A 20,823-nucleotide genomic window follows, 5' to 3' on the forward strand; every position below is an offset into this window, starting at 1 on the left:
ATCCCCGCCCTACTCGGTGGCGGCGTATTTCTTTTCGATGGCATCGAAGCGCGCTTTGTCGACTACCACCTGGCGTTCGGCAAAGGGTAACAGGTTGTCGTCCCACCCCGTGGTTGACCCGTTCACCTTCAGGTGGTGCAGGGTCTTGCGCAGCGCCAACATCGCCGCCTGCAGCGGGGCATTGGCGTATAACACCATGCCATACCCCATGCGCTTCAGTTCGGCCTGTTCCAAGACCGGGGTCTTGCCGCCATACACAAGATTGATCAACTGCGGCACCGGCAGCTTGGCGATCGCTTCGATCTCCGCCAGCGATTCGGGCGCCTCGACGAACGTCACATCGGCGCCGGCTTCGATAAACCCGTGGGCCCGTTCGATTGCGGCCTCGAAGCCCAGGACCGAGCGGGCGTCGGTCCGGGCAACGATGACGAAGTCGTCGTCGCTGCGGGCATCAACTGCGGCGCGAATTTTTTGGATCGCTTCGTCGGCCGGGATCACCGCTTTACCGGAGAAGTGACCGCATTTTTTCGGAAACACTTGATCTTCTAGTTGGATGCCGTTGGCGCCGGCGCGCTCCAGCACCTTGACCGTCCGGGTCACGTTGACGGCATTGCCAAATCCGGTGTCGGCGTCCGACACGATCGGGATGTCGACTACATCGCGCATCGCGGCGACATTGTCGGCGAGTTCGCTCAGTGAGATCAGGCCAAGATCGGGAATCCCGAGATAGGCATTGGTGACGCCAGCGCCGGACACATAAACCGCCTCGAAGCCTTCGTCGGCGATCATTTTCGCGGTCAGCGCGTTAAAGGCGCCCGGCACCAGGGTCGCGGCGCGCCTGCCGAGCAGGGTCTTGAGCCGTTTGTTGAGAGTTTCGGCCATTTCTGTGGTGTCTCCGCGGGCGGGGGTGGGGGCCGGGACGATAGCGGGATTCGGCACGCTTGCTCAAGCGACGCGGGGCGCGTGACCACCCAGGGGATAGAAAAGCGCTGCCGCAGTCCATAGATTGACCGTGCCGCGCCGTTTCGCCCGTTTAGGAAGGAGAGTCATGGCCGACAATCCCTTTGCGCCGCCGACCTGGCGCGACCCCGCGGGAAAAGCCCTGTCGTGCCGCGAGAAGATCAAGGTTCTCAATGAGAACCTCGAGGAAATACGACAACTCGCCCAGGACGCGCTCGAAGACGCGATTCTAATGGGCGGCGATGAAGCCCAGTTCCGCCGTGTGATGACCGACCTCGTCGCGGCGCTGGAAAACCCCTACGCGGCGGACTGAGGTGGCCGCGACTCCCGCCCGCCGCCTTTGGGAGGCCCGCGTGGCCGGCCATACCCTGGCCGCCGCCGACATTGGCGGGATCGCCGACCAAGTCGCCGCCTACACCGTGCAAGACGCCATCACCGCACTCTCGGGCGCCCGTCCCATCGGCTGGAAGCTTGGCGCCACCAGCGCCGCGTCACAGGCCGCGCTTGGTCTGGACGGGCCCTTTTACGGTCCGTTGCTGGCGCCCTTCTGCGTGGCGAATGGGGCGACGGTTGCGGGGGCGTCGGCTTTCGGCCCCGGTGCCGAAGGCGAATTCGCGCTGACGCTGGGGACCGACTTGCCGCCGCGCGCGGTGCCCTACAGTGAGGCCGAAGTAGCCGACGCCGTCGCCTCGGTGTCACCCGCGTTGGAAATCGCCGGCACGCGGTTAGCCGGCGGCTTGATCGGCGCCGACCCACGCCACCTCATCGCCGACGGTGCGGCCAACATCGCTTTCCTCCATGGCGATCCCGACGGTGCATGGCGAGCGCGCGACCTCGCCCGCCACAGCGTCACGGTTTTCGTCAACGGCGAAGAAAAAGCGTCGGGCACCGGGGCGCAGGCCCTAGGCGGTCCCCTCACGGCCCTGACCTGGTTCGCCAATACGCTGTCCCAACAGGGTCGCGGTCTCGTCGCGGGCGAAATCGTCACCACGGGTACCTGCACCGGGTTTTTTCCGCTCAAGTCGGGCGATGTCGTGCGCGCGGACTTCGGCGCCCTCGGCACCGTCAGTGCGACAATAACCTAGGCCGAACGCTCACCCGATCGTCGCGACCAACCATTGTTGCAGCGGCCACACCTGGCGGTAGACCGTCACGCAATAGTCCATCGCCTTCGCCGTGTAGATCTCCTTGGGCACCTTGGTGGTGAACCCGAAGTAAAGCGCGTTGTGCAGCAATAGATCGGCGTTGGCGTGTTCCTGATCGAAGCCACGCGGCACTTTCTTGTAGTGCGCGCCGCCGATGTCGATGCCCTTCAGCTTGGCGATCTTGTCGTAGGCCTTGCGTCCCGCCGCCCCTTTCTTAGGCTCGACGAGCGCCTTGCGGTACGCGTCGAGCTGTTTGGGTCCGAACATGTGCATGCCGGCCCCCAGCGTCAGTTCGTCGCCGCTGAGGCCGAAGTAAAACCCAGGGCATTCGCGCGACCGTCCGGCTCCTTGCCAGAACCACAGCCCCATATAGGTCTTGTACGGTGTCTTGTCCTTGGAGAAGCGCGTGTCACGGTTGATCCGCATGATCGAACCGTTGACCTTCGGTTCGGCGTGGATGTCAGGCGATATCTTGGCAAGCTTCGGACCGATCGCCGCGACGAAATCCTTGCACGGTTCCAGCAAACCGTTCTCGTAGTCGCCGCGGTGGGCGTCGAACCATGTCTTGGAGTTGTTCTGCGCGAGGCCCTTGAGGAAGGTTGTCGCAGCCTTTGGAAATCCGTTGAAAGTCGTCGTCATGGCTCCGCTCCCTTAATCTTGCCGTTATATTAGGCCCCAAGTCGGCAACGATTGGCATCACCGGGGAGAGAAATGATGGCAAAAAGACAGCGGAGCGCTTGCATTGTTGGCGCCGCCGGCGGCATCGGCCGCGCCACGACCGCGCGGCTCGCCCAGGAGGGCTACGGCCCGCTGATTTGCATGGACCTCGCGGATTCCGGCGTCGAGGCGCTGGCCGCGGCACATGGTGCGGTCGCGCTCCCGATCGATCTGCGCGATCCCGCCAGCGTGCCGGCGGCCTTCGCCAAGGCCCGCGAAGTGTGCGCGAGCGTCGATGTCGTGGTGCTGGTCGCCGGGATCGTCGAGAACAAGCACCTCGACACCATGACACTCGATCTGTGGCAAGACATCCTCACGGTCAATCTCACAGGCATGTTCGCCTGCGCCAAGGCGGCCGACCCGTGGATCGCCGACGGCGGTCGTATGGTGCTGTTGGGTTCAATGGCGGGTCACGCCGCGAGCCGCGTGACCGGTCCGGCCTATAGCGCCTCGAAGGGCGGGATCGAAGCCTTCACAAAATATCTCGGACGCTATTTCGCGCCGCGCGGCATCACCGCCAATTGCATCGCGCCGGGGCCGATCGACACGCCGATGCTCGACGCCCACCCGCCCGAGCGGATGAAGGATGTGATTGCGGCGGTCCCGATGGGCCGCCTTGGCGCGGCAGACGAAGTCGCCGCGCTTATCGCCTATTTGGCCTCGCCCGATGCCGGCTATACCTCCGGTGCGGTCATCAATATTTCGGGAGGTCTCTAGCCGCAGCCTGCGTCCGTGAGGGTCCCGTGACATTGTTTGGACAATTCTGGGGCCGGGACACATAGGAGGACGCCATGCGGCAACTCATTCACCTTACTGCGGTTCTGGCGGCGGTCGTTATCGTCTCGCTCACCGCTTCGGTTGCGAGCGCGCAAACCCGTGTCGTCAACCAAAGCCAAGGCGTCGCGATCAAGGGTTACGATCCTGTGGCCTACTTTACCCAAAGCGACGCGGTGAAGGGCGATGCGACCCACCGCCATATCTGGAACGACGCTACGTGGTTGTTTGCAACGGCAGCCAACCGCGATGCCTTCGCGGCTGATCCGGAAAAATTCGCGCCGCAATACGGCGGCTACTGCGCCTATGCCATGTCGCGCAACTACATCGCCGACATCACGCCGACTGCCTGGAAGATCGTCGAGGGCAAGCTCTATCTCAATAACTCGCGGCCGGTGCACGTATGGTGGCAGGCCGATATCGTCGGCAACATCGCCCAGGCCGACACGAACTGGCCCGGCAAGCGCAGCGAACTCGCCAACTAATCCGGTGGGTTTGTGCCCCGGCATTCGCGGGGTAAGGTCGGCGAAACCAAAGGGGATACGCGCGTGATTGTCGAACAGATCTGGACCGCCAACAGCTATCGCAACTTCAACTATCTGATCGCCTGCCCGGAAACCGGCGAAGCGCTCGCGATCGATCCGCTCGATCATGAAAAGTGTCTGGCGCGTGCCAAGGACAAGGGCTGGACGATCACCCAGGTGCTCAACACCCACGAACATGGCGATCACATCGGTGGCAACAAGCAGGTCGTCGCGGCGACCGGTGCCAAACTGCTCGCCCACAAGAACGCGAAGGACAAGATCCCCGGAATCGACGTCGGGCTCGGCGCGGGCGATATCGTCAAGGTCGGCAAAACCGTGGTCCTCGAGTCGCTCGACACCCCGGGCCACACCATGAGCCACGTCTGCCTGCTCTCGCATACCGATCAGCCCGGCCTGTTTTGCGGCGACACCCTGTTCAATGCGGGCGCCGGCAACTGCAAGGGCGGCGGTCATCCGGTCGAACTCTATGCCACCTTCACCGGCCAACTCGACAAACTGCCCGACAGCACGTTGATCTATCCGGGTCACGACTACATTGCCAACAACCTCGAATTCACCTTGGACCGCGAACCCGACAACGCGCGCGCCAAGGAACTCCTGGCCGAGATCGCGGACCAGGACCTCGACCACGCGATGGTCACCACCCTGGCGTTGGAAAAGGAAATCAACACCTTCTTCCGGCTCCACAGCCCCAGCGTCATCGCCCGTCTGCGCGAGGCCTATCCCGACCTCCCGGCCAACCCGTCGGCAAAGGACGTCTTCGTCAAACTGCGCGAGCTGCGCAACAGCTGGTAGATCGCCGAATGCGCGCGTTCACTTACGACGCGTTGCCGGTTCGGGTTGTTTTCGGCGCGGGCACGCTAGCCCAGCTCCCGGATGAAGTTGCTCGCCTCGGCCTTTCTCGTATTCTTGTTCTATCGACGCCGGGTCAAAACGCGTTGGGCCAGCGCGCGGCGGACCTGCTCGGCAACGCGGCCGCCGGTCTCCATCCCCATGCCAAGATGCACGTGCCGGCCGACGTGGCCGCCGCCGCCGTGGCCGAGGCGCGGGCAACCCACGCTGACGGCGTCGTGGTGGTCGGTGGCGGTTCGGCGGTCGGCTTGGGCAAGATCGTCGCCCGCGATCTCGGTCTTCCCGTTGTCGCCGTGCCCACAACCTACGCCGGGTCCGAAATGACGCCGATCTGGGGCCTCACCGAGAACGGCGTGAAAACCACCGCGCGCGATCCCCGGGTACTGCCGCGCAGCGTGATCTACGATCCCGAACTTACCCTCGGCTTGCCGCCGGCGGTGTCCGCGACCAGCGGGATGAACGCCATGGCCCACGCGGTCGAAGCGCTCTACGCGCCCGACGCCAATCCGATCACCTCGACCATGGCCGAACAAAGCATCGCCGCCCTGGCGCGCGGATTGCCGCGCGTGATCGCCGAGCCCACCGACATCGACGCGCGCGCCGATGCGCTCTACGGCGCCTGGCTGGCCGGGGTCACCCTGGGCACCGTCACCGTTGGCCTCCATCATAAACTCTGCCACACCCTGGGCGGATCGTTCGATTTGCCCCATGCCGACGTCCATACGGTCGTCTTGCCCTTCGCTGCCGCCTATAACGCCGCCGCCGCACCGGCGGCGATGACGCGCGTGGCAGCGGCGCTTGGAACCGATGACGCGCCGGGTGGCCTCTACGATCTTGCGCACAATCTTGGCGCACCAACGTCGCTCGCGGCACTGGGGATGAAAAAGTCCGACCTTGACCGCGCCGCCGATCTCGCGGTGGCCAAGCCCTACCCAAACCCGGCGACCATCACCCGCGACGGCATTCGTGCCCTCCTCGACGCTGCGTTCAGCGGCCGGCGGCTACCACCGACCATGCTCTAGCGCGATTCGTTTGCGGCGATTGCCGGTGGGGCCTACCGCGCTTTGCGCAGCCGGCTCACCATCGGCGGCGGTGTGAACACGCGTACCGGCGGCGGGGTGCCGTCGAATTTTTCGATTTGCACCAGCGCCGAATGGGCACTCGGCCCTTGGGCCAATTTGGACGTACCCTTGTCCATCGTCAGCACGTTGGGATTACCGTGCGCCTCCAGGCCGCCCGGCTCGACCGGGTCGTACCACGCACCGGTCGGCAACTGGACCACGCTGGCCTGGACGCCGTCGGTCACGACGGCCCCGGCCAGGCAGGCGCCGCGGTCGTTGAACACGCGCACGATATCGCCGTCCGCGATGCCCCGCGCGGCGGCATCGCTGGGGTGAATCAAAATCGGCTCACGGCCCTTCACCTTGCTCGCCTGGGCATAGCCGCCGTTGTCGTATTGGCTGTGCAACCGCGTGCGCGGCTGGTTCGATATCAAATGCAACGGAAACTGTGCGGCCCGCGGCGACCCCAGCCATTCGGCGGGCGCCATCCACGTCGGGTGCGGCGGGCAGTCGTCATAGCCGAACGACGCGATCGTCTCGGAATAGATTTCGATCTTGCCGCTGGGTGTCTTCAGCGGCGCGGCCTCGGGGTCGGCGCGGAAGCCCTCCATCAAGGTCACGCGGCGGTCGGCCACCGGCAATTCGATTTCGCCCTGTTTCCAGAACGTCTCGAAGTCGGGCACCTCGATGTTCTGCTCGGCGCTCGACTGGCGAAACCGGTTGTAGAGGTAACGCAGCCAGCCCATTTCGTCGCGCCCCTCGCTATAGGCCTCGCGCACCCCGAAGCGATCCGCCAGCCCGCCGTAAATCTCGAAGTCGCTGCGCGACTCGCCAACGGGGGCCACAGCGCGTTGCATGGCAAACAGGTACTTGTCCGAGTAGGCGCTGCCGATGTCGTTGCGTTCCAGTGCCGTGGTCGCCGGAAACACGATGTCGGCGTGACGCGCCAGGCTGTTCCACCAGGGCTCGTTGACAATGATCGTGTCGGGTTGCTGCCATGCCCGCACCAATCGGTTGAGGTCCTGGTGGTGGTGGAAGGGATTGCCGCCACACCAAAAGATCAACCGCGTATCGGGGAAGACGACCTTCTCGCCGTTGTAGTCGATGGTGCCGCCCGGGTTCAGCAGCATGTCGGCGATCCGCGCCACCGGGATAAATCGGTTCAGCGGATTGTGCCCCGAAGACAAATAGGGTCCCGCGATTTTCGGTTCGCTACTCCCGATATTGGAGACCGCGCCGTAGCCAAAGCCAAACCCGCCGCCCGGTAGGCCGATCTGGCCCAGCATTGCGGCCAACGTGATCAACATCCAATAGGGTTGCTCGCCGTGGTCGCCGCGCTGCAACGACCAAGCGGCTGTCAACAGGGTACGGCCCGCCGCCATGCGCCGCGCCAGCGCTCGGATATCCTCGGCGGCCAAACCGGAAATGCCGGCGGCCCAATCGGCATCCTTGGGCGTCCCGTCGGTCTCGCCCAGCAAATACGGCGCGAACCGGTCGAACCCGGTGGCGCAGCGATTCAAGAATGCGACGTCGTGCAGGTTCTCGCGCACCAACGTGTGCGCGAGGCCCAGCATCACGGCGGTATCGGTATTGGGACGCGGTGTCAGCCATTCGGCTTTCGCAAAGTCCGCAATATCCTCGCGTACCGGTCCGATGTTCATGAAGGTGACATCGTTATTGCCGCAAGTCTTGAGCCATTCTGATACCCGGTGACGGCCGACGCCGCCGCCATCAACCTGCGCGTTCTTCAACGGTACGCCGCCGAAGGCCACGACGAGATCGGTGTGCTCGGCAATCACCGACCACGAGGTCATGTTCTGATAGACCCAGGTCCAATCGCCCACGACATGCGGCACGATGGTTTGCGCTGCGGCCAAACTGTAGGAGTTGACCGACTTCACATTGCCGCCGATCAGGTTGAGGAAGCGGCGCATATGCGATTGGGCGTGATGGAAACACCCGGCGCTGCCCCATCCATAGCTGCCGGCGTAGATCGACTCGTTGCCGAAAGTTGTCCGTACGCGCTCGGTCTCGGCGGCGGCAAGGTCCAGTGCGCGGTCCCACGACACCGGCACGAACGGTTCGGCGCCGCGCTTACCCTTGGGCCCGTTCGGTCCGTTCTCCAACCACCCCGCCCGAACCATGGGTTGTTGAATCCGCAGATCGTCTTGGATCGCCCGCGCCATGCCCGCCCCGATCGGCGAGGGGTCGGGGTCGGCGGCAATCGGATTTAAGGCGGTGAGTTTGCCGTCCACGACCTCGGCGTCGTAGCTGCCCCAATGGGTTGCGGTGCGGAATGTCTGCGGCGGTGCCATGGGCGGCATCCTAGCAGAGTGGCGATTTAGAAGTAGGGGTTCCCCGGCTCCAGCCCGAAGCTGGCGCGCCCAAAGGGCAAGGCATTGGGCTCCCACGACATCAGCCCATGCGAGGCCAACGCGTTCATATCGCGCGCGCGCATTTGCACGGGGTGGTCGTCTTTCTGCCCCGGAACGCCCATCGCCATAACCAGACGGTCGACCGCGCGGCGGCACAGTTGCGCGGCAAAGGCGACATCGCGTTTGAAGCGGACCCGCTGCATTCGCTCCAGTGTACCGCCGGCCCGCGCGGTGGCATTGATGTCGTCGAGATCCGCTGCGATCAGCGCCTGGGCCGCGTCGATCTCGGCCGCGGCTTCGGCGATCTTCAGTTGCAAGGGTGCATGCTCGGCTAGTTTGTCGGCCGACAGCACCCCCATGCGCCCCTGCATCGATGCGAGGTACGCAGCCAAGGTGCCTCGAGCGACACCGAAACACGGTCCGATCGTGGTGAATGATCCCACCCCCATCATCGGTAGCCGGTAGAGGGGCGCGTGGTTGACCGCCGTCCCCGGCGCGCGACCAAGATTGGCGTCGTCGAAGCCTAGTTCGCGGTGGCGCGGCACGAAGGCACCGTTAATCTTGAGGTCGTTGGTGCCGGTTCCCTTCAACCCGCTGGAATGCCAGGTATCCAACACCGCGAAGTCACGGCGCGGGACCAGCACCGTCGTCATCCGCGGCGCGTCGCCGCCCTCTGCCACGGGCGCCAACACGATGACCCAATCGGCATGGTCTATCCCGCTCGCGTAGTGCCAGGTGCCGGACAATCGGTACCCGTCCCCCTCGGGCACCGCGGTGACGTCGCGATGGGCGTAGGCCGACGACACCATGGCGCTGGGATCCTCGCCCCACACATCGTCCTGGGCCTGCGCCGGAAACATGCCGATGATCCAATGGTGGCTTGCCACAACGCTCGCGATCCAGGCCGAGGAGGCGCAGCCTTCGGCGAGCTTCGCCGACACGTGCACCAAGGCGCCGAAGTCCAACTCAAACCCGCCGCACCGCGCCGGTTGCTGCGCCTTGAAAAAGCCCGCGGCCCGAAAGTCGGCCACGGTCGCGTCGGGCAATTTGCGCAAGGCGTTGGTCTCGGCCGCGCGGGACTCCAGCACCGGCACGAGGTCGGCCGCCCGCGCGATTAGCTCGTCGAGGGTCGTCACATCGGTTGGGGTATCGGGTGCGGCACTCATCGCAGGATCATAGCAGGATGAACGGTCCGCTCTAGGCGACCGTCACCACGACGCGCCCGGTCGCCTTGCGCTGGTGCAACCGCGCCATCGCCTCGACCGCCTGTTCCAACGGATAGGTTTCCGAAACCAACGGCTTGATCTTGCCCGCCGCATACATCGCGAACAGTTCGTCCATGCTGATCGCCAACTTGTCCGGTGCCTTATCGGTGAAGTACCGCAAACTGCATCCCATCGCCGAGCGGTGCTTTACCAATAACCGGTTTGCGGGAATCTTTGGCACGCCGCCGACAAATCCGAAAATCAAATAGCGCCCGCCCCAACCGAGCGAGGACAGCGCCGGGTCGAACAAATCGCCGCCGACCGGATCGAACACCACATCGACGCCCGCGCCGCCGGTCAGGTCGGCGACGCGGCTCTTGAGATCTTCTTCGCCGTAGTTGATGCCGTCGTCGGCACCGTGCGCGGTCGCCACCGCGAGCTTGTCGTCGCTGCTCGCCCCGGCGATCACGCGGGCACCCATCGCCTTGGATATTTCAACGGCCGTTAGTCCGGTTCCGCCCGATGCGCCGAGCACGAGGACCGTTTGTCCGGGGCGCACGTCGCCTTGCCAGCGCAGCGCGACGTGCGAGGACACATAGGCGACATAGAACGACCCGGCGACCTCCCAGGGCATCCCGTCCGGCACCCGGTAGGTGTCCTGCACCCGCGCCACGGCTTGGTCGGCGAAGCCGCCGTGGGCCAGTTTGGCCAGCACGCGGTCGCCGACGGCAAACCCGCTCACGCCCGCCCCCAAAGCCGCCACCGTGCCCGCGCATTCCAGGCCGGGCGCGAAGGGAAACGCCGGCTTGGTTTGGTAGTTGCCCTGGACCATCACGATATCGGCGAAATTGACCGATGCGGCCTTTACGTCGATCAACACTTCGCCGTCGCCCGCCTTCGGTGCCGGCGCGTCTTGCAGTTTCAGCGATGAGGGCTCGCCCCAGGCGTGGCAGAGGATGGCGCGCATGTCGGTATCTCCCATGAAATGCGGGGCGGACCTTAGCAAAGGCCGCGCGCCTTGGCACCCGGGCGCAGCACCCGCTACAGTCGCCTCCCAAGGGAGTGCGCGATGCCACGTCAATTCCAACACCCGTTGTTGCCGCAGACCGCCCACGATGAAGAGGCGCTCCAGTCGTTCGTGATCAGTATGCGCGGCCACATTTCGGCCCACCTGACCCCGGGCAACCGGCTTGCGTTCGAGCGCGACGTCGCCCCGGCCCACCGCAAACGCCACGGCCGCGCCCCGGCCAATCGCCATGAGGTGCGGCGCGCGATGTTGCGCCACCCGTTCCATCAATCCTGGAGTTCGTTGATCCGCACCACCCAGGAAATGATTTGGGATTCGCCTGGCCATACCGCCCTGCGTCAGATCGACCGGATCAACGCCGCCGCCAAGCCCAAGGGCGCAACGCGGGGCACGCTCGCGCTCGACCCGTCGGTGACGATTCCGCCCTATCTGTCGGCGGTCGATATCCATTGCATGCCCGGCAACTTCCACCAGGAAGTCGCGCTGGGCGGCGATACCTATGCCGCCGCGCTCTACGACCGCGGTGTCTACATCTACATCATGGGCGGCATGGGGCCGCTCAACGATGCGCTGGGCGACATGATGGTCGATTACGTCAAGACGCGGTTCCCCGACCTCGCCCCCAAGCGGATTCTCGACATGGGGTGTGGCATCGGTGCGGGCACAGTCCCCTTTGCCGCGGCTTTTCCTGACGCCGAAGTGCACGGCATCGACGTCGCGGCGCCGATGTTGCGCTACGCCCATGCCCGGGCCGAAGCGTTGGGCGCCACCTTGCATCTATCGCAACAGAACGCCGAGCGGACGAATTTTCCCGACGCGTCCTTCGATCTGGTGATGACGCACATCGTCGTTCACGAGACCTCGCAAAAAGCGCTACGCAACATCCTTAAGGAGTGCCGCCGCCTGCTCAAGCCGGGCGGTGTGACGCTGCATTGCGAAACACCGATGTATGACGCGCGCCTGTCGCCGTTCGACCAGGCGCAAACCGATTGGGACACCTACTTCAATAACGAGCCCTTCGTCGGGCCGATGCATGGTCTCGATGCCGACACGTTGATGCGCGAAGCGGGCTTCGCCGACGACGAACTCGCCAACGGCGACCTGCCGCTCTATGTTCCCGGCGTCGACGACGGCGAACCGGGCGACGACTACCGCCACCGGATCGGCGGCTACCTCAGCATCCTGGGCGCGCGCCGCCGCCGGTAACCCATGCACGTTTGGCAACTTCTCTCGATGCTCGTCGGCTTTGCGATCCTGGGCCCGGTCCTGGTGCTGCCGACGCTGGTCGCGATCTCGCGCAAGCACCGGCGTGTGTTCTTCATCGCGCTGTTCAACGGCATGTTCGCCTGGACGGTGATCGGTTGGGTCGCCCTGCTGATCTGGGCCACTATCCCGCCGAAAAAACCCGACCCGGCCTAGAGAGACGCGAAGGCGGCCTCGACCAGCCGCGTGCCGCGCGGGCCCAATCCGGCGCCCCAGTACATCAGGTTCGGCAGGTAGGCGAAGGCCAAGCCCGAGACCGGGTCGGCGAATCCGATACGCCCGCCCGCGCCCGGATGCCCGAAGGCTTGGGCGTTGGGCCCCATCGGCGCGCCCGGCGGATTGTTGAGCAGAAATCCGACCGCGTATTTGTTGGGCACGCCGAAGATCGCATCGACGCTTTCGCCCGAGAACGCAATGGCGCGATCGCGGGTTGCGGGTTTCATCAAGGTCGCGCCGCCGAGCCGACCGCCGGCGCCCAGGCAGGCAAAGAACTTCGCCACCCCGCGCGCGCTGCCATGCCCGCTGCCCGCGCCGATCTCGGATTTACGAAAGCTGTCGAGGTTGAACCGGCCCTCACCCTCGGCTAGTCCGCGCATACTTTTCATCAGGCCGTCCATGTCGGCCGGCACGGGCAGGTCTGCGTCCGCGGGGGGCGTTTCCGGCACGATCTCGGCGCAGCGCGCGATCTCGGCATCGTTCAGACCAAAGGCGAAGTCGATCCCCAGCGGCTTGGCAATTTCGTCGCGCAGGAACGGCCCGATCGTGCGTCCGTCGATGCGCCGGATCACCTCGCCCAGCAAATAGCCGTAGGTCAGGTTGAGGTAGGTGGGCTCCTTGCCGAACGGGGCATGGCGCGCACTGGCCGCCAAAGCCGTCGTCATCGTCTCCCAGTCGTAGATGTCGCCCGGCCTGAGGTCGGCATCGACATAGGCGAGCGCCGCGCGGTGGGTGAAGATATCGCGCACGGTGACGGCCTCTTTGCCGTTCTGAGCGAATTCGGGCCAGTAGTGCGCAACAGGCTTGTCGATATCCAACTGCCCCCGGTCGATCAGCATGTGGCCCATCACCGACACAAAGGCCTTCGAGACCGAGAAACTCGCGCACATCGTGTCCTTGGCCCACCGCTTGGTACGGGCGCGGTCGCTGAAACCGCCCCACATATCGACCACGGGTTCGCCGTCGAGATAGACCGCGACGCTAGCGCCGATTTCGTCGTGTTCGGCGAAGTTCTCGGCAAAAGCCTCCTTCACGGCGACGAAACGACCGTCGCAGGTGCCTTCTATTTTCGGTTTTGCGTCGGCCATGGCTTCCCTCATTGTTCGTGGGCGATGATGATAGCCCCATCGCAACCGCGCAACCGGAGCACGCGATGGCCCTCGGTGCCCTTAGCCACATTGCCTTCACCGTCGCCGACCTGGATCGCGCGGCGGCATTCTACGACCGCGTCCTCGGCTTTCTCGGCTACGAACGTTGGCCGGCGGTGGCAGGCCAGGCGAAATGGAAAAAGCCCGGTGTCGGGATCGTGCTGCTCTACGCGGCGGACCCCGCGCTCAAGGACCAGACCCACAACCGCTATGCGCCGGGCCTGCACCATTTTTCGTTCGAGGCCGATAGCCGCGACCAGGTCGACGAATTGCATGCGCTGTTACGCGCGATGGATGCACAGATTCTCGATCCGCCAGCGGACTATGCGTACACGAGCGGCTATTATGCCGTCTTCTTCGCCGATCCCGACGGTTTGAAGTTGGAGCTGTGCCACGCGCCGCACGCCTACACCAAACCGCAAACAACCTAGAGAGGCCGCGATGACCGATGCGTCGTTACCGTATACCAAACCCAATATCGATTGGACCGAGATCGAGCGCTGGGACCGCGCCTATTACCTGCACAACACCCAGGCCCAGGCCGAGTACGTCTTCACCGGTATCGAAGGGGCCGACGGCAACTATCTCTACACCGCAGGCGGCGGCAAGCTGCTCGACTTCCAAAGCCAGTTGGTGTCGGACAACATGGGTCACCGTCATCCCCGCGTGCACGCAGAAATCAAGCGCGCGATGGAACGCTTCGGCCATGTGTTCTTCGGCTTCGCCACCGACTACCGCGCCCGCGCCGCGAAGTTGGTGATCGACGATATCCTGGGCGCCGACGATTGGGCCGGGCGCTTACGCATTCTGTCCAGCGGCACCGAGGCGGTCGAGAACGCGATGACGATGGCGCGGCTCTACAGCAACAAGCCGTTGATCCTGACGCAAGAGCGCTCCTACCACGGCCTTGTGCCGGGCGCGACGCAGGTCGCAGGCTACCGTGGCAACCTATCGACCGGGCCGGATACCGAGGACAACCGCGACGTGCCGGGCTTTCCCGGCTCCGGCTTCGTCGCGATCCCGGCGCCCGAGCATGCCGATTGGCAGGGCGAAGGGCGTTTGCCCTCGCTCGATCGCGCCGAGGAAATCATCCGCAACGTCGGCGCGCATAAAATCGCTGCGATCATCACCGAAACCATGTTCGGCGGCGCCAGCTACATGCCGCACCACAGCTACCTCAAGGGTCTGCACGATCTCTGCCGCCAATACGGCATCCTGTGGATTCTCGACGATGTGCTGTGCGGCTTCGGTCGTCTCGGCGAATGGTTCTCCTACCAGCTCGAACCCGGCATCGCGCCGGACCTGATGGCGCTCGGTAAAGGCATCAACGGGTGCGCCTTGCCGGTGGGCGGCGTGGTCGCCTCGAAGGACATCGCCGAGTTCTTCGACCGCGCCCGGTGGTGGAGCGGGTCGACCCACGACGGGCACCCGCTGGTCTGCGCCTCGATCGTCGGCAACCTCGAGGCCATGATCGAAGACGGCATGATCGACAAGGCCCGCACCCGCGGGGCCCAACTCAAGGCTCACCTCGACGCGCTCCAGGCCAAGCATCCGTGTATCGGCCGCATCTCGGGACAGGGGATCTACTACACCATCGATCTCGTCACTCCACAGGGCGAGCCGATCGTTGCCGAGGACCGCGATACGCTGTTCCAGGGCGACCTGTCGCGCAATCCCAACAACATCTTCGCCGCCGCCTGCGGCGAACGCGGATTGTTCGCGGGCGGTTTCATGCCCAACACGGTCAAGGCGGCGCCGCCGCTCACCATCACCGAGGAAGAAGTGGATTTCGCCGCCGGTGTGATGGACCACGCCTTCAGTGCGGTGGAGAAGGCCTACCACTGACGCCGCGTAACGCGCCGATGACCGGCTTTAGCAACTGCGGGGTGAGGTAGATGGGAAACTGCGCCAGCGCGAAGTAGACCCAGGTCAACTCCGGCAGAACCCCGCCGGTCGCGCCCAGCATCAGTCCCATGTTGCGCTGGGACGCCATAAAGCCCAGCGACAGCGCGCTGTCGCGCCCCGCCCACCAGAACCCCAGGGCGGTCGATGCGAACATCGCAAAAAAGATCACGAACGACAGCGCCGTCAGGCCGATCATCAACAGCGGCGTCGCCAGAAACCCCGCTGCGACGTTCTCCATAATCGCCGCCGAAAAAACGTACAGCAGAATGATGTTGACCCCGTCCAACTCGGCGCGGCGCTTAACGACACGGGCATACCCGGCAACCCGCCGAATGACGCTCGCGGCAACCGCCGCCCCGCCGAGCAACATCGCGAGTTGGCCGCCCAACGCAAGCGGCGCCAGCGCCATGTCCGGGCCGAAATAGATCAAGGCAAAGAACGCCGCCGTGAACGGCACCGCCGCGGTGGTGACAACCAGCGTGACCAGCACCAAGGTTGCATCCAGGCCGACGAGGGCGGCGAACGCGGGTGCGGAGATCAACGGCGAGGCCATCGATTGCAGCATCACGGCAAGAAACAAATCGGGGCTCCGTGCGTCCACGCCGCCCAACAACATCGCCCCGCCAAACGCGGCCGGCACCGCCAGCATCGACCAGCTCGCTGCCAGCACAATCAGGCGCGGCTGGCGCAACCGCTGCCTCACCTGCTGCAGGTCGACTCGAGTAAAGGCCACGGTCAGCAACGCAAAGATCGACGCGGTCAGGAGGGGCCGCAGAATGTCGCCCATCGGCGGCACCGCGATCGCGATGAAAATCACCGCCGCCACCGCGCGGGTCCCTTGGCGGCCAAGCCAGGACAGCGCTGACGCCGGTGCGGAAATCAAGAACATGGAGGGTAGGCCTCGTCGCTAGGCAGGCGAACCCACCGGTATTGGCGCCTCAACCGCCGTTCGCGGTCATCTGGCGGCACAGCATCAATGTTTGGCGCGCGATTTTGCTCCAGTCGCTGGCGTCGTCCAGGGCAAGGTAGCGGGTGTACCCCGCCACCGCGTCGGCATATTCCGAATCGCGGAAGTGGAGTTGCGCCAGGTTGAAGATCGCATCGGCGTAGTTCTTATCTTTTTTTACAGCGCGGGCGAGTTCGACTTTCGCCTCCTCGCGCTTCCCCTCTTTGTCCAGGACGTCGCCCAGGTTGTACATCGCCTCGACATAGCCGGGATCGCTCGACAGCGCATGCTGGAAGAAGAACCGCGCCTCGCGCAGTTTGCCTTGCTCGCGCTGCACGTTGCCGAGATTGAACGCAACGGTCGCGTCGTTGCGGTCAAGATCGAGACACCGCAAATAGAGCGATTCGGCCTCGGCGAAGTCGCCGTCTTCCTCGGCGATCTCCGCAGCTTCGAAGAGTTCGTCGATCGACGGGTTGGCCGCGGCACCGGGCATCGGTAATTGCATTTGGCCGTCGAAGTCGGCGTGGCCGTCGCCGATTTGCAGGACGATCCCGTCGGTTGCCGAATGGGTCAGCTTGACCTGCGAGAGGCCCTTGTCGGGATCGCGCCGGCGCATCGCGAAAACGCTGGCGACGATGTCGGGCAGGCTCGCCCCTTCGCCGCGCAGCCGCGCGATTTCGCGCGCGGCGACCAAATCGCGAAAACTTGCCATTCCGTTGTCGGTCTCGAAGACGTCGAACAGCATCAACGTCGCGATGGTCGCTTCGTCCAGACCGGTCTGACGGGCCATCAAGTCCGGGGTAATCGCGCGTTCGATTTTGGCCAGATCGCCCATCGCGCCCAGGCGGCGCAGGAAGGTGTTTTCGCTGATGCACTCGGCGCCGACCGCGCGGGCCTGATCGAGCCGCGCGTCCAGTACCCCTGATGCCATCAACGTATAGGCGCCGTGGCCGACCACGGCGATGCGGGTGCGCCGGGTGACGCCGCGGCTAACCCGGCCGCCCTTGGCCGCAACGGCTGACGCAGCGGCGCGCTGGGTCATCGCGCCCAGGCGCCCGATCAAGGTCGTGGTTTTGCGATTGAAGCCGGTCACTACCTGCGCACGCGTCCCTGGTTAGCCGGCCCGGGCCGGTGCGGGCATTGTGCCGTCACCTAGCCCGCCGCGCCAACCGCCTTCTTTTTCTTGGCCTTGGGGGCGGCCTTGGCGCCGGTTTTCGCTTTCTTGCGGGGCTGGCTCTTGGCCGGCGGTTTCTTGGTTTCGCCCTCGTCGATCGAGCGTTTGAGTGCGTCCATCAAGTTGATGACCTGGCCGCGCTCGGGTGCCTTGGCGATCACCGGCGCGGTGCCCTTGACCTTGGCCTTGACCACCTCGGTCAGCGCCTCTTGGTAATAATCGACGAATTGGCTGGTATCGAGCTCGCCTTCGAATTGTTCGATCAGTTGATTGGCCAGCTTCACCGCCGTCGCATCCAGTTTGCCGTCGCCGATCTCGGCGAAATATTCCGCGTGCCCTCGCACCTCGGCGGCGGTCCGCAGCGTGTTGAGCACAAAGCCGTTGTCGCGCGGGATCAGCAGCACCAGGCGTTCGCGGCCCGACATGACGACGCGCGCGAGCGCGGCCTTGTCGCGCTCCTTCATCGCCATTTGCAACACGCGGTAGGTTTCGTCGGCAACCGGCCCGTCGGGGGCGATGTAGTAGGGCGAATCGAGATACATCGGATCGACGTCCGCGAGATCGACGAATTTTTCGATACCGATGGTCTTGGTCGATTCGATTTCGACCTGCTCAAGATCCGCGTCGTCGATGACGACGTATTTATCCTTTTCGAACTCGTAGCCCTTGACCAGATCGGATCGCTCGACCACGCCGAGTTCGGGATCGTGCGGCTTCATTTGCACCCGGTTGTGGGTATCCTTGTGCAGCATGTTGAAGCGAATGCGGTTCGTGTCGCTGGTCGCGTTGTACATGCGCACCGGACACGAAACGAGCGATAGCTTGAGATAGCCTTTCCATGTCGCGCGTGGCGCCATGACCAACCTCCGAACCCTTAGGGGCTACAGGAATTCTTCAACCAATATTACTACCCGACTTTGTACCTATTTGTTAATAGACACTTTTTTCTTGAGGTCGGCGGTTAGGCGCACGGCGGACTTGGCAAGGTCTTCCCACGGGTCGCGCGCCAATCGGGCGAGACGATCGGGGACGCTCTGCCAGTCGAAATCCCGCGGATCTTCGATGTCGCGCAATTCCTCCCAGGCCACCGGGGTGGCGACCGGCGCGCCGGCGCGGGCGCGTAGTGAATAGGACGCGACTGCCGTCGCGCCGCGCCCGTTGCGCAGGTAGTCCGCGTAGATTTTGCCCTTGCGCGCGGGCTTTTGCGGATTGTCGGTGTAGCGACCGGGGTGTTTGCGCGCGAGCAGGCGCACGACCCCGTGGGAAAAATCTTTCATTTCTTTCCAGGTATGCCGCCGCTCGATCGCCATGACGACATGCAATCCCTTGCCGCCGGTCGTGCGCACGAAACTGGCGATACCGAGGTCCTCCAATTCGTCGCGCACTTGATAGGCTGCGTCGACCACCGTGCGCCAATCGACGGACTCGTCGGGGTCGAGGTCGAAGACGATTCGGTCGGGCCGCTCGATGTTGTCGACCAGGCAGCCCCAGGGATGGAACTCGATGACCCCGAACTGCGATAGCGACAACAGGCCCTTGGCATCGTCGATATAGATGTAGTCGTCGCGCGCCTTTTCGTCGTCGTCGCCGTACATGCCGATCTTCTTGACGTCCCCCGGCATGCCGTCGCTGGCATGACGTTGGTAGAACATGTCGGCAAGTTTTCCGGTCGGACAACGCACCAGGGTAATCGGGCGGTTGACGATCTCGGGCAGCATCCAGTCGCCGACCTTGGCGTAATACAGCGCAAGGTCGAGTTTGCTCGGTCCGTCATTGGCGAACATCTTGCGCTCAGGGTTGGTGATCCACAGACCGGCAAGTACGGCGTCGGTCACCAGCTTGGGTTTAACCGGCGCATCGCCGGGGCCGGCGGCTTTGTCGGCGCGCACGCCCTTGTAGCGGGCCGCACGCAAATGGTCCTTACCCGTCCGGTTTGCGTACTCGACCTCGACGACGAGTTTTGGTTGAACCCAGGTTGCGTCTTTGACCTCTGCCGCGCTCTCCGGATCGATCACGAGGCCGGCGATCGGTCCGTCGCGGACGATTTCCCCAAGCGCCTTCACCAACCGTGCGCCTTCGCGCTCGGCAAAGCCTGTACCGACCCGTCCGACATAGTGCAGCTTGTGATTCACCCGTTCCGCCAGCAGCAGCGCGCCCAACCCGCCGCCGGCCTTGCCGGGCGCGAAGCCCACGACCTCGAAATCGCCCGCGGCCGATGTTTTGATCTTTAACCAGGTCTTGGTCTTGCCCGAAACGTACGGCGCATCGGCGCGCTTGGAGATGATTCCCTCCAGGCCCATATTCGCCGCCTGGGCGAAAAAGGCGGGCCCGCCGCCGCGGTGATGATCGCTGAAATGGACCGGGCAGGTCGCGGTGACGGTATCCTGGAGCAACCCCTCAAGGGCGTCCTTGCGCGTGCTGAGCGGCGCAGCCCGCAGGTCGAAACCGTCGAGGTACATCAGGTCGAACGCAAAGAAGACCAGCTTCTCCTTGGCGGCGTCCGCCAGCGCATCTTGCAGCAGCCCGAAGTTCGTCGTCCCGGTGGGCGTTTGCACACAGACCTCGCCGTCGATCAGCGCTTCCGTGCACGGGAGGGTCGCTAGAAAATCGGCGATGGGCTGGTATTTCTCGGTCCAGTCGTGCCCGTTACGGGTTGTCAGCCGAACAGCGCCATCGTGGAGTCGCGCAATAGTGCGGTACCCGTCGAACTTGATCTCGTGCAGCCAGCCGTCGTCGCCGGGGGCCTGGGCGGCGAGGGTCGCGAGTTGCGGTTTAGGTGCCGCCGGCAGCGCCGCTTTCTTGGCACCGGGGATCTTCGCCGGTTTGGGTTTCGGTTTAGCCACCCGCGGCAGCGGCGGCAGCGCGGCGCGGTCCTCCATTTCCTGGACCGTCAGGCCCGAGATCACGCTGTGCGGCGCGTCCTCGGTGACGATGCCGTCGGCTTCGGGCTGAGCGTAGATATCGCGTTCTTTGATCAGCAGCCATTCCTTGCCGGTGGCATTGGTGCCCTTGATCCGCACCAGCGCCCAGCCGCCCTTCATCTTCTTGCCGTCGAGGCGGAACTTCATATCGCCGCGCGCATAGTCGGCGTCGGGGTCGTCGGTCATCGGCACCCAGGCACCGGTGTCCCACACGATGACCGAGCCGCCACCGTATTCGCCCTTCGGAATCGTGCCTTCGAACGCGCCGTAGCTCACCGGATGATCCTCGGTGCGCACCGCTAGGCGCTTAACCTTGGGGTCGAGGCTCGGCCCGCGCGTCACCGCCCAGCTCTTCAGCACCCCGCCCATTTCGATTCGGAAGTCGTAGTGCAGGCGCGACGCATCGTGCATTTGCACGACGAACATGTTGCCGCTGACGCTGGGCGCGGAGCGTACCGGTTCGGGCGTGACGCGAAAGTCGCGCTTGGCGCGGTATTCGTCGAGTTGGGCGCCGCGGTCGCCGGACTTAGAGGATTTCTTGGACGCAGGGCGGGCGGGCTTCTTCGCCATTGGTTCGGCTCAGGCGCGG

At 64.5% G+C, this 20,823-nt stretch carries 20 protein-coding genes; 10 read left to right on the forward strand and 10 right to left on the reverse strand.

The features are described from left to right. Window positions 1-9 precede the first annotated feature (9 nt). Window positions 10-882, reverse strand: a complete 873-nt coding sequence (locus RID42_05175; protein MEQ8247054.1) for an oxaloacetate decarboxylase — start codon at window positions 880-882, stop codon at window positions 10-12. A gap of 166 nt (window positions 883-1,048) precedes the next feature. Between RID42_05175 and RID42_05180 the strand changes: the two genes are divergently transcribed. After that, window positions 1,049-1,273, forward strand: coding sequence for a hypothetical protein (locus RID42_05180; protein MEQ8247055.1), 225 nt, complete (start codon window positions 1,049-1,051; stop codon window positions 1,271-1,273). A gap of 40 nt (window positions 1,274-1,313) precedes the next feature. After that, on the forward strand, window positions 1,314-2,045 hold the full coding sequence (locus tag RID42_05185) for a fumarylacetoacetate hydrolase family protein (GenBank protein ID MEQ8247056.1): 732 nt from the start codon (window positions 1,314-1,316) through the stop codon (window positions 2,043-2,045). A gap of 9 nt (window positions 2,046-2,054) precedes the next feature. Here the strand turns inward: RID42_05185 and RID42_05190 are convergent, their stop codons facing one another. After that, window positions 2,055-2,744: a DUF2461 domain-containing protein gene (locus RID42_05190; protein ID MEQ8247057.1), complete on the reverse strand. Its 690-nt coding sequence runs from the start codon at window positions 2,742-2,744 to the stop codon at window positions 2,055-2,057. A 75-nt stretch (window positions 2,745-2,819) separates the two neighbouring features. Between RID42_05190 and RID42_05195 the strand changes: the two genes are divergently transcribed. The 4 genes from RID42_05195 to RID42_05210 all read left to right on the forward strand — a co-directional run bounded on the left by RID42_05195 (window position 2,820) and on the right by RID42_05210 (window position 6,015). Further along, window positions 2,820-3,539 carry an SDR family oxidoreductase gene (locus tag RID42_05195; protein MEQ8247058.1) on the forward strand — a complete coding sequence of 240 codons (720 nt, stop codon included), beginning with the start codon at window positions 2,820-2,822 and terminating at the stop codon, window positions 3,537-3,539. A gap of 74 nt (window positions 3,540-3,613) precedes the next feature. Next, window positions 3,614-4,081: a YHS domain-containing (seleno)protein gene (locus RID42_05200; protein MEQ8247059.1), complete on the forward strand. Its 468-nt coding sequence runs from the start codon at window positions 3,614-3,616 to the stop codon at window positions 4,079-4,081. 63 nt (window positions 4,082-4,144) lie between these two features. Then, complete coding sequence (locus RID42_05205; GenBank protein ID MEQ8247060.1) at window positions 4,145-4,936, forward strand: hydroxyacylglutathione hydrolase; 792 nt, start codon at window positions 4,145-4,147, stop codon at window positions 4,934-4,936. 8 nt (window positions 4,937-4,944) lie between these two features. Then, a complete protein-coding gene (locus RID42_05210; protein ID MEQ8247061.1) occupies window positions 4,945-6,015 on the forward strand; it encodes a maleylacetate reductase in 1,071 nt (356 codons plus the stop codon). A gap of 32 nt (window positions 6,016-6,047) precedes the next feature. Here RID42_05210 and RID42_05215 read toward each other — a convergent pair whose 3' ends face one another. From RID42_05215 to RID42_05225, 3 genes are read right to left on the reverse strand one after another with little or no spacing between them, the layout of a single operon-like run. Beyond that, complete coding sequence (locus RID42_05215) at window positions 6,048-8,369, reverse strand: molybdopterin guanine dinucleotide-containing S/N-oxide reductase (GenBank protein ID MEQ8247062.1); 2,322 nt, start codon at window positions 8,367-8,369, stop codon at window positions 6,048-6,050. A gap of 26 nt (window positions 8,370-8,395) precedes the next feature. Then, window positions 8,396-9,595 carry a hypothetical protein gene (locus tag RID42_05220; GenBank protein MEQ8247063.1) on the reverse strand — a complete coding sequence of 400 codons (1,200 nt, stop codon included), beginning with the start codon at window positions 9,593-9,595 and terminating at the stop codon, window positions 8,396-8,398. A 31-nt stretch (window positions 9,596-9,626) separates the two neighbouring features. After that, window positions 9,627-10,601 (reverse strand): NADPH:quinone oxidoreductase family protein, encoded by a 975-nt coding sequence (locus RID42_05225; GenBank protein ID MEQ8247064.1) that lies wholly within the window; start codon window positions 10,599-10,601, stop codon window positions 9,627-9,629. 102 nt (window positions 10,602-10,703) lie between these two features. Between RID42_05225 and RID42_05230 the strand changes: the two genes are divergently transcribed. After that, window positions 10,704-11,867: a class I SAM-dependent methyltransferase gene (locus RID42_05230; GenBank protein MEQ8247065.1), complete on the forward strand. Its 1,164-nt coding sequence runs from the start codon at window positions 10,704-10,706 to the stop codon at window positions 11,865-11,867. Between the two features lie 27 nt (window positions 11,868-11,894). Beyond that, window positions 11,895-12,080 (forward strand): superinfection immunity protein, encoded by a 186-nt coding sequence (locus RID42_05235; protein ID MEQ8247066.1) that lies wholly within the window; start codon window positions 11,895-11,897, stop codon window positions 12,078-12,080. On the opposite strand, the gene RID42_05240 is transcribed toward RID42_05235, so the two are convergent. Next, the gene (locus tag RID42_05240; protein MEQ8247067.1) at window positions 12,077-13,228 is read right to left on the reverse strand and encodes a serine hydrolase domain-containing protein; all 1,152 of its coding nucleotides are present in this window, start codon (window positions 13,226-13,228) and stop codon (window positions 12,077-12,079) included. The genes RID42_05235 and RID42_05240 overlap by 4 nt on opposite strands. A gap of 65 nt (window positions 13,229-13,293) precedes the next feature. On the opposite strand from RID42_05240, the gene RID42_05245 reads away from it, so the two are divergent. Both RID42_05245 and RID42_05250 read left to right on the forward strand, forming a co-directional pair. After that, window positions 13,294-13,719 (forward strand): VOC family protein, encoded by a 426-nt coding sequence (locus tag RID42_05245; GenBank protein MEQ8247068.1) that lies wholly within the window; start codon window positions 13,294-13,296, stop codon window positions 13,717-13,719. A 10-nt stretch (window positions 13,720-13,729) separates the two neighbouring features. Beyond that, window positions 13,730-15,133, forward strand: coding sequence for an aminotransferase class III-fold pyridoxal phosphate-dependent enzyme (locus RID42_05250; protein ID MEQ8247069.1), 1,404 nt, complete (start codon window positions 13,730-13,732; stop codon window positions 15,131-15,133). Here RID42_05250 and RID42_05255 read toward each other — a convergent pair. The 4 genes from RID42_05255 to ligD form a co-directional block, all read right to left on the reverse strand. Beyond that, entirely contained in the window at window positions 15,105-16,082 is a 978-nt protein-coding gene (locus tag RID42_05255; protein ID MEQ8247070.1) for a Na+-dependent transporter, read from the reverse strand. The genes RID42_05250 and RID42_05255 overlap by 29 nt on opposite strands. Window positions 16,083-16,131: 49 nt before the next feature. Next, a complete protein-coding gene (locus tag RID42_05260; GenBank protein ID MEQ8247071.1) occupies window positions 16,132-17,232 on the reverse strand; it encodes a tetratricopeptide repeat protein in 1,101 nt (366 codons plus the stop codon). A 59-nt stretch (window positions 17,233-17,291) separates the two neighbouring features. Then, window positions 17,292-18,170, reverse strand: a complete 879-nt coding sequence (locus tag RID42_05265; protein ID MEQ8247072.1) for a Ku protein — start codon at window positions 18,168-18,170, stop codon at window positions 17,292-17,294. A 66-nt stretch (window positions 18,171-18,236) separates the two neighbouring features. After that, window positions 18,237-20,804 (reverse strand): DNA ligase D, encoded by a 2,568-nt coding sequence (gene ligD, locus RID42_05270; protein ID MEQ8247073.1) that lies wholly within the window; start codon window positions 20,802-20,804, stop codon window positions 18,237-18,239. Window positions 20,805-20,823 lie beyond the last annotated feature (19 nt).

Source organism: Alphaproteobacteria bacterium (genome assembly GCA_040216735.1).
Taxonomy (GTDB): domain Bacteria; phylum Pseudomonadota; class Alphaproteobacteria; order SHVP01; family SHVP01; genus CALJDF01.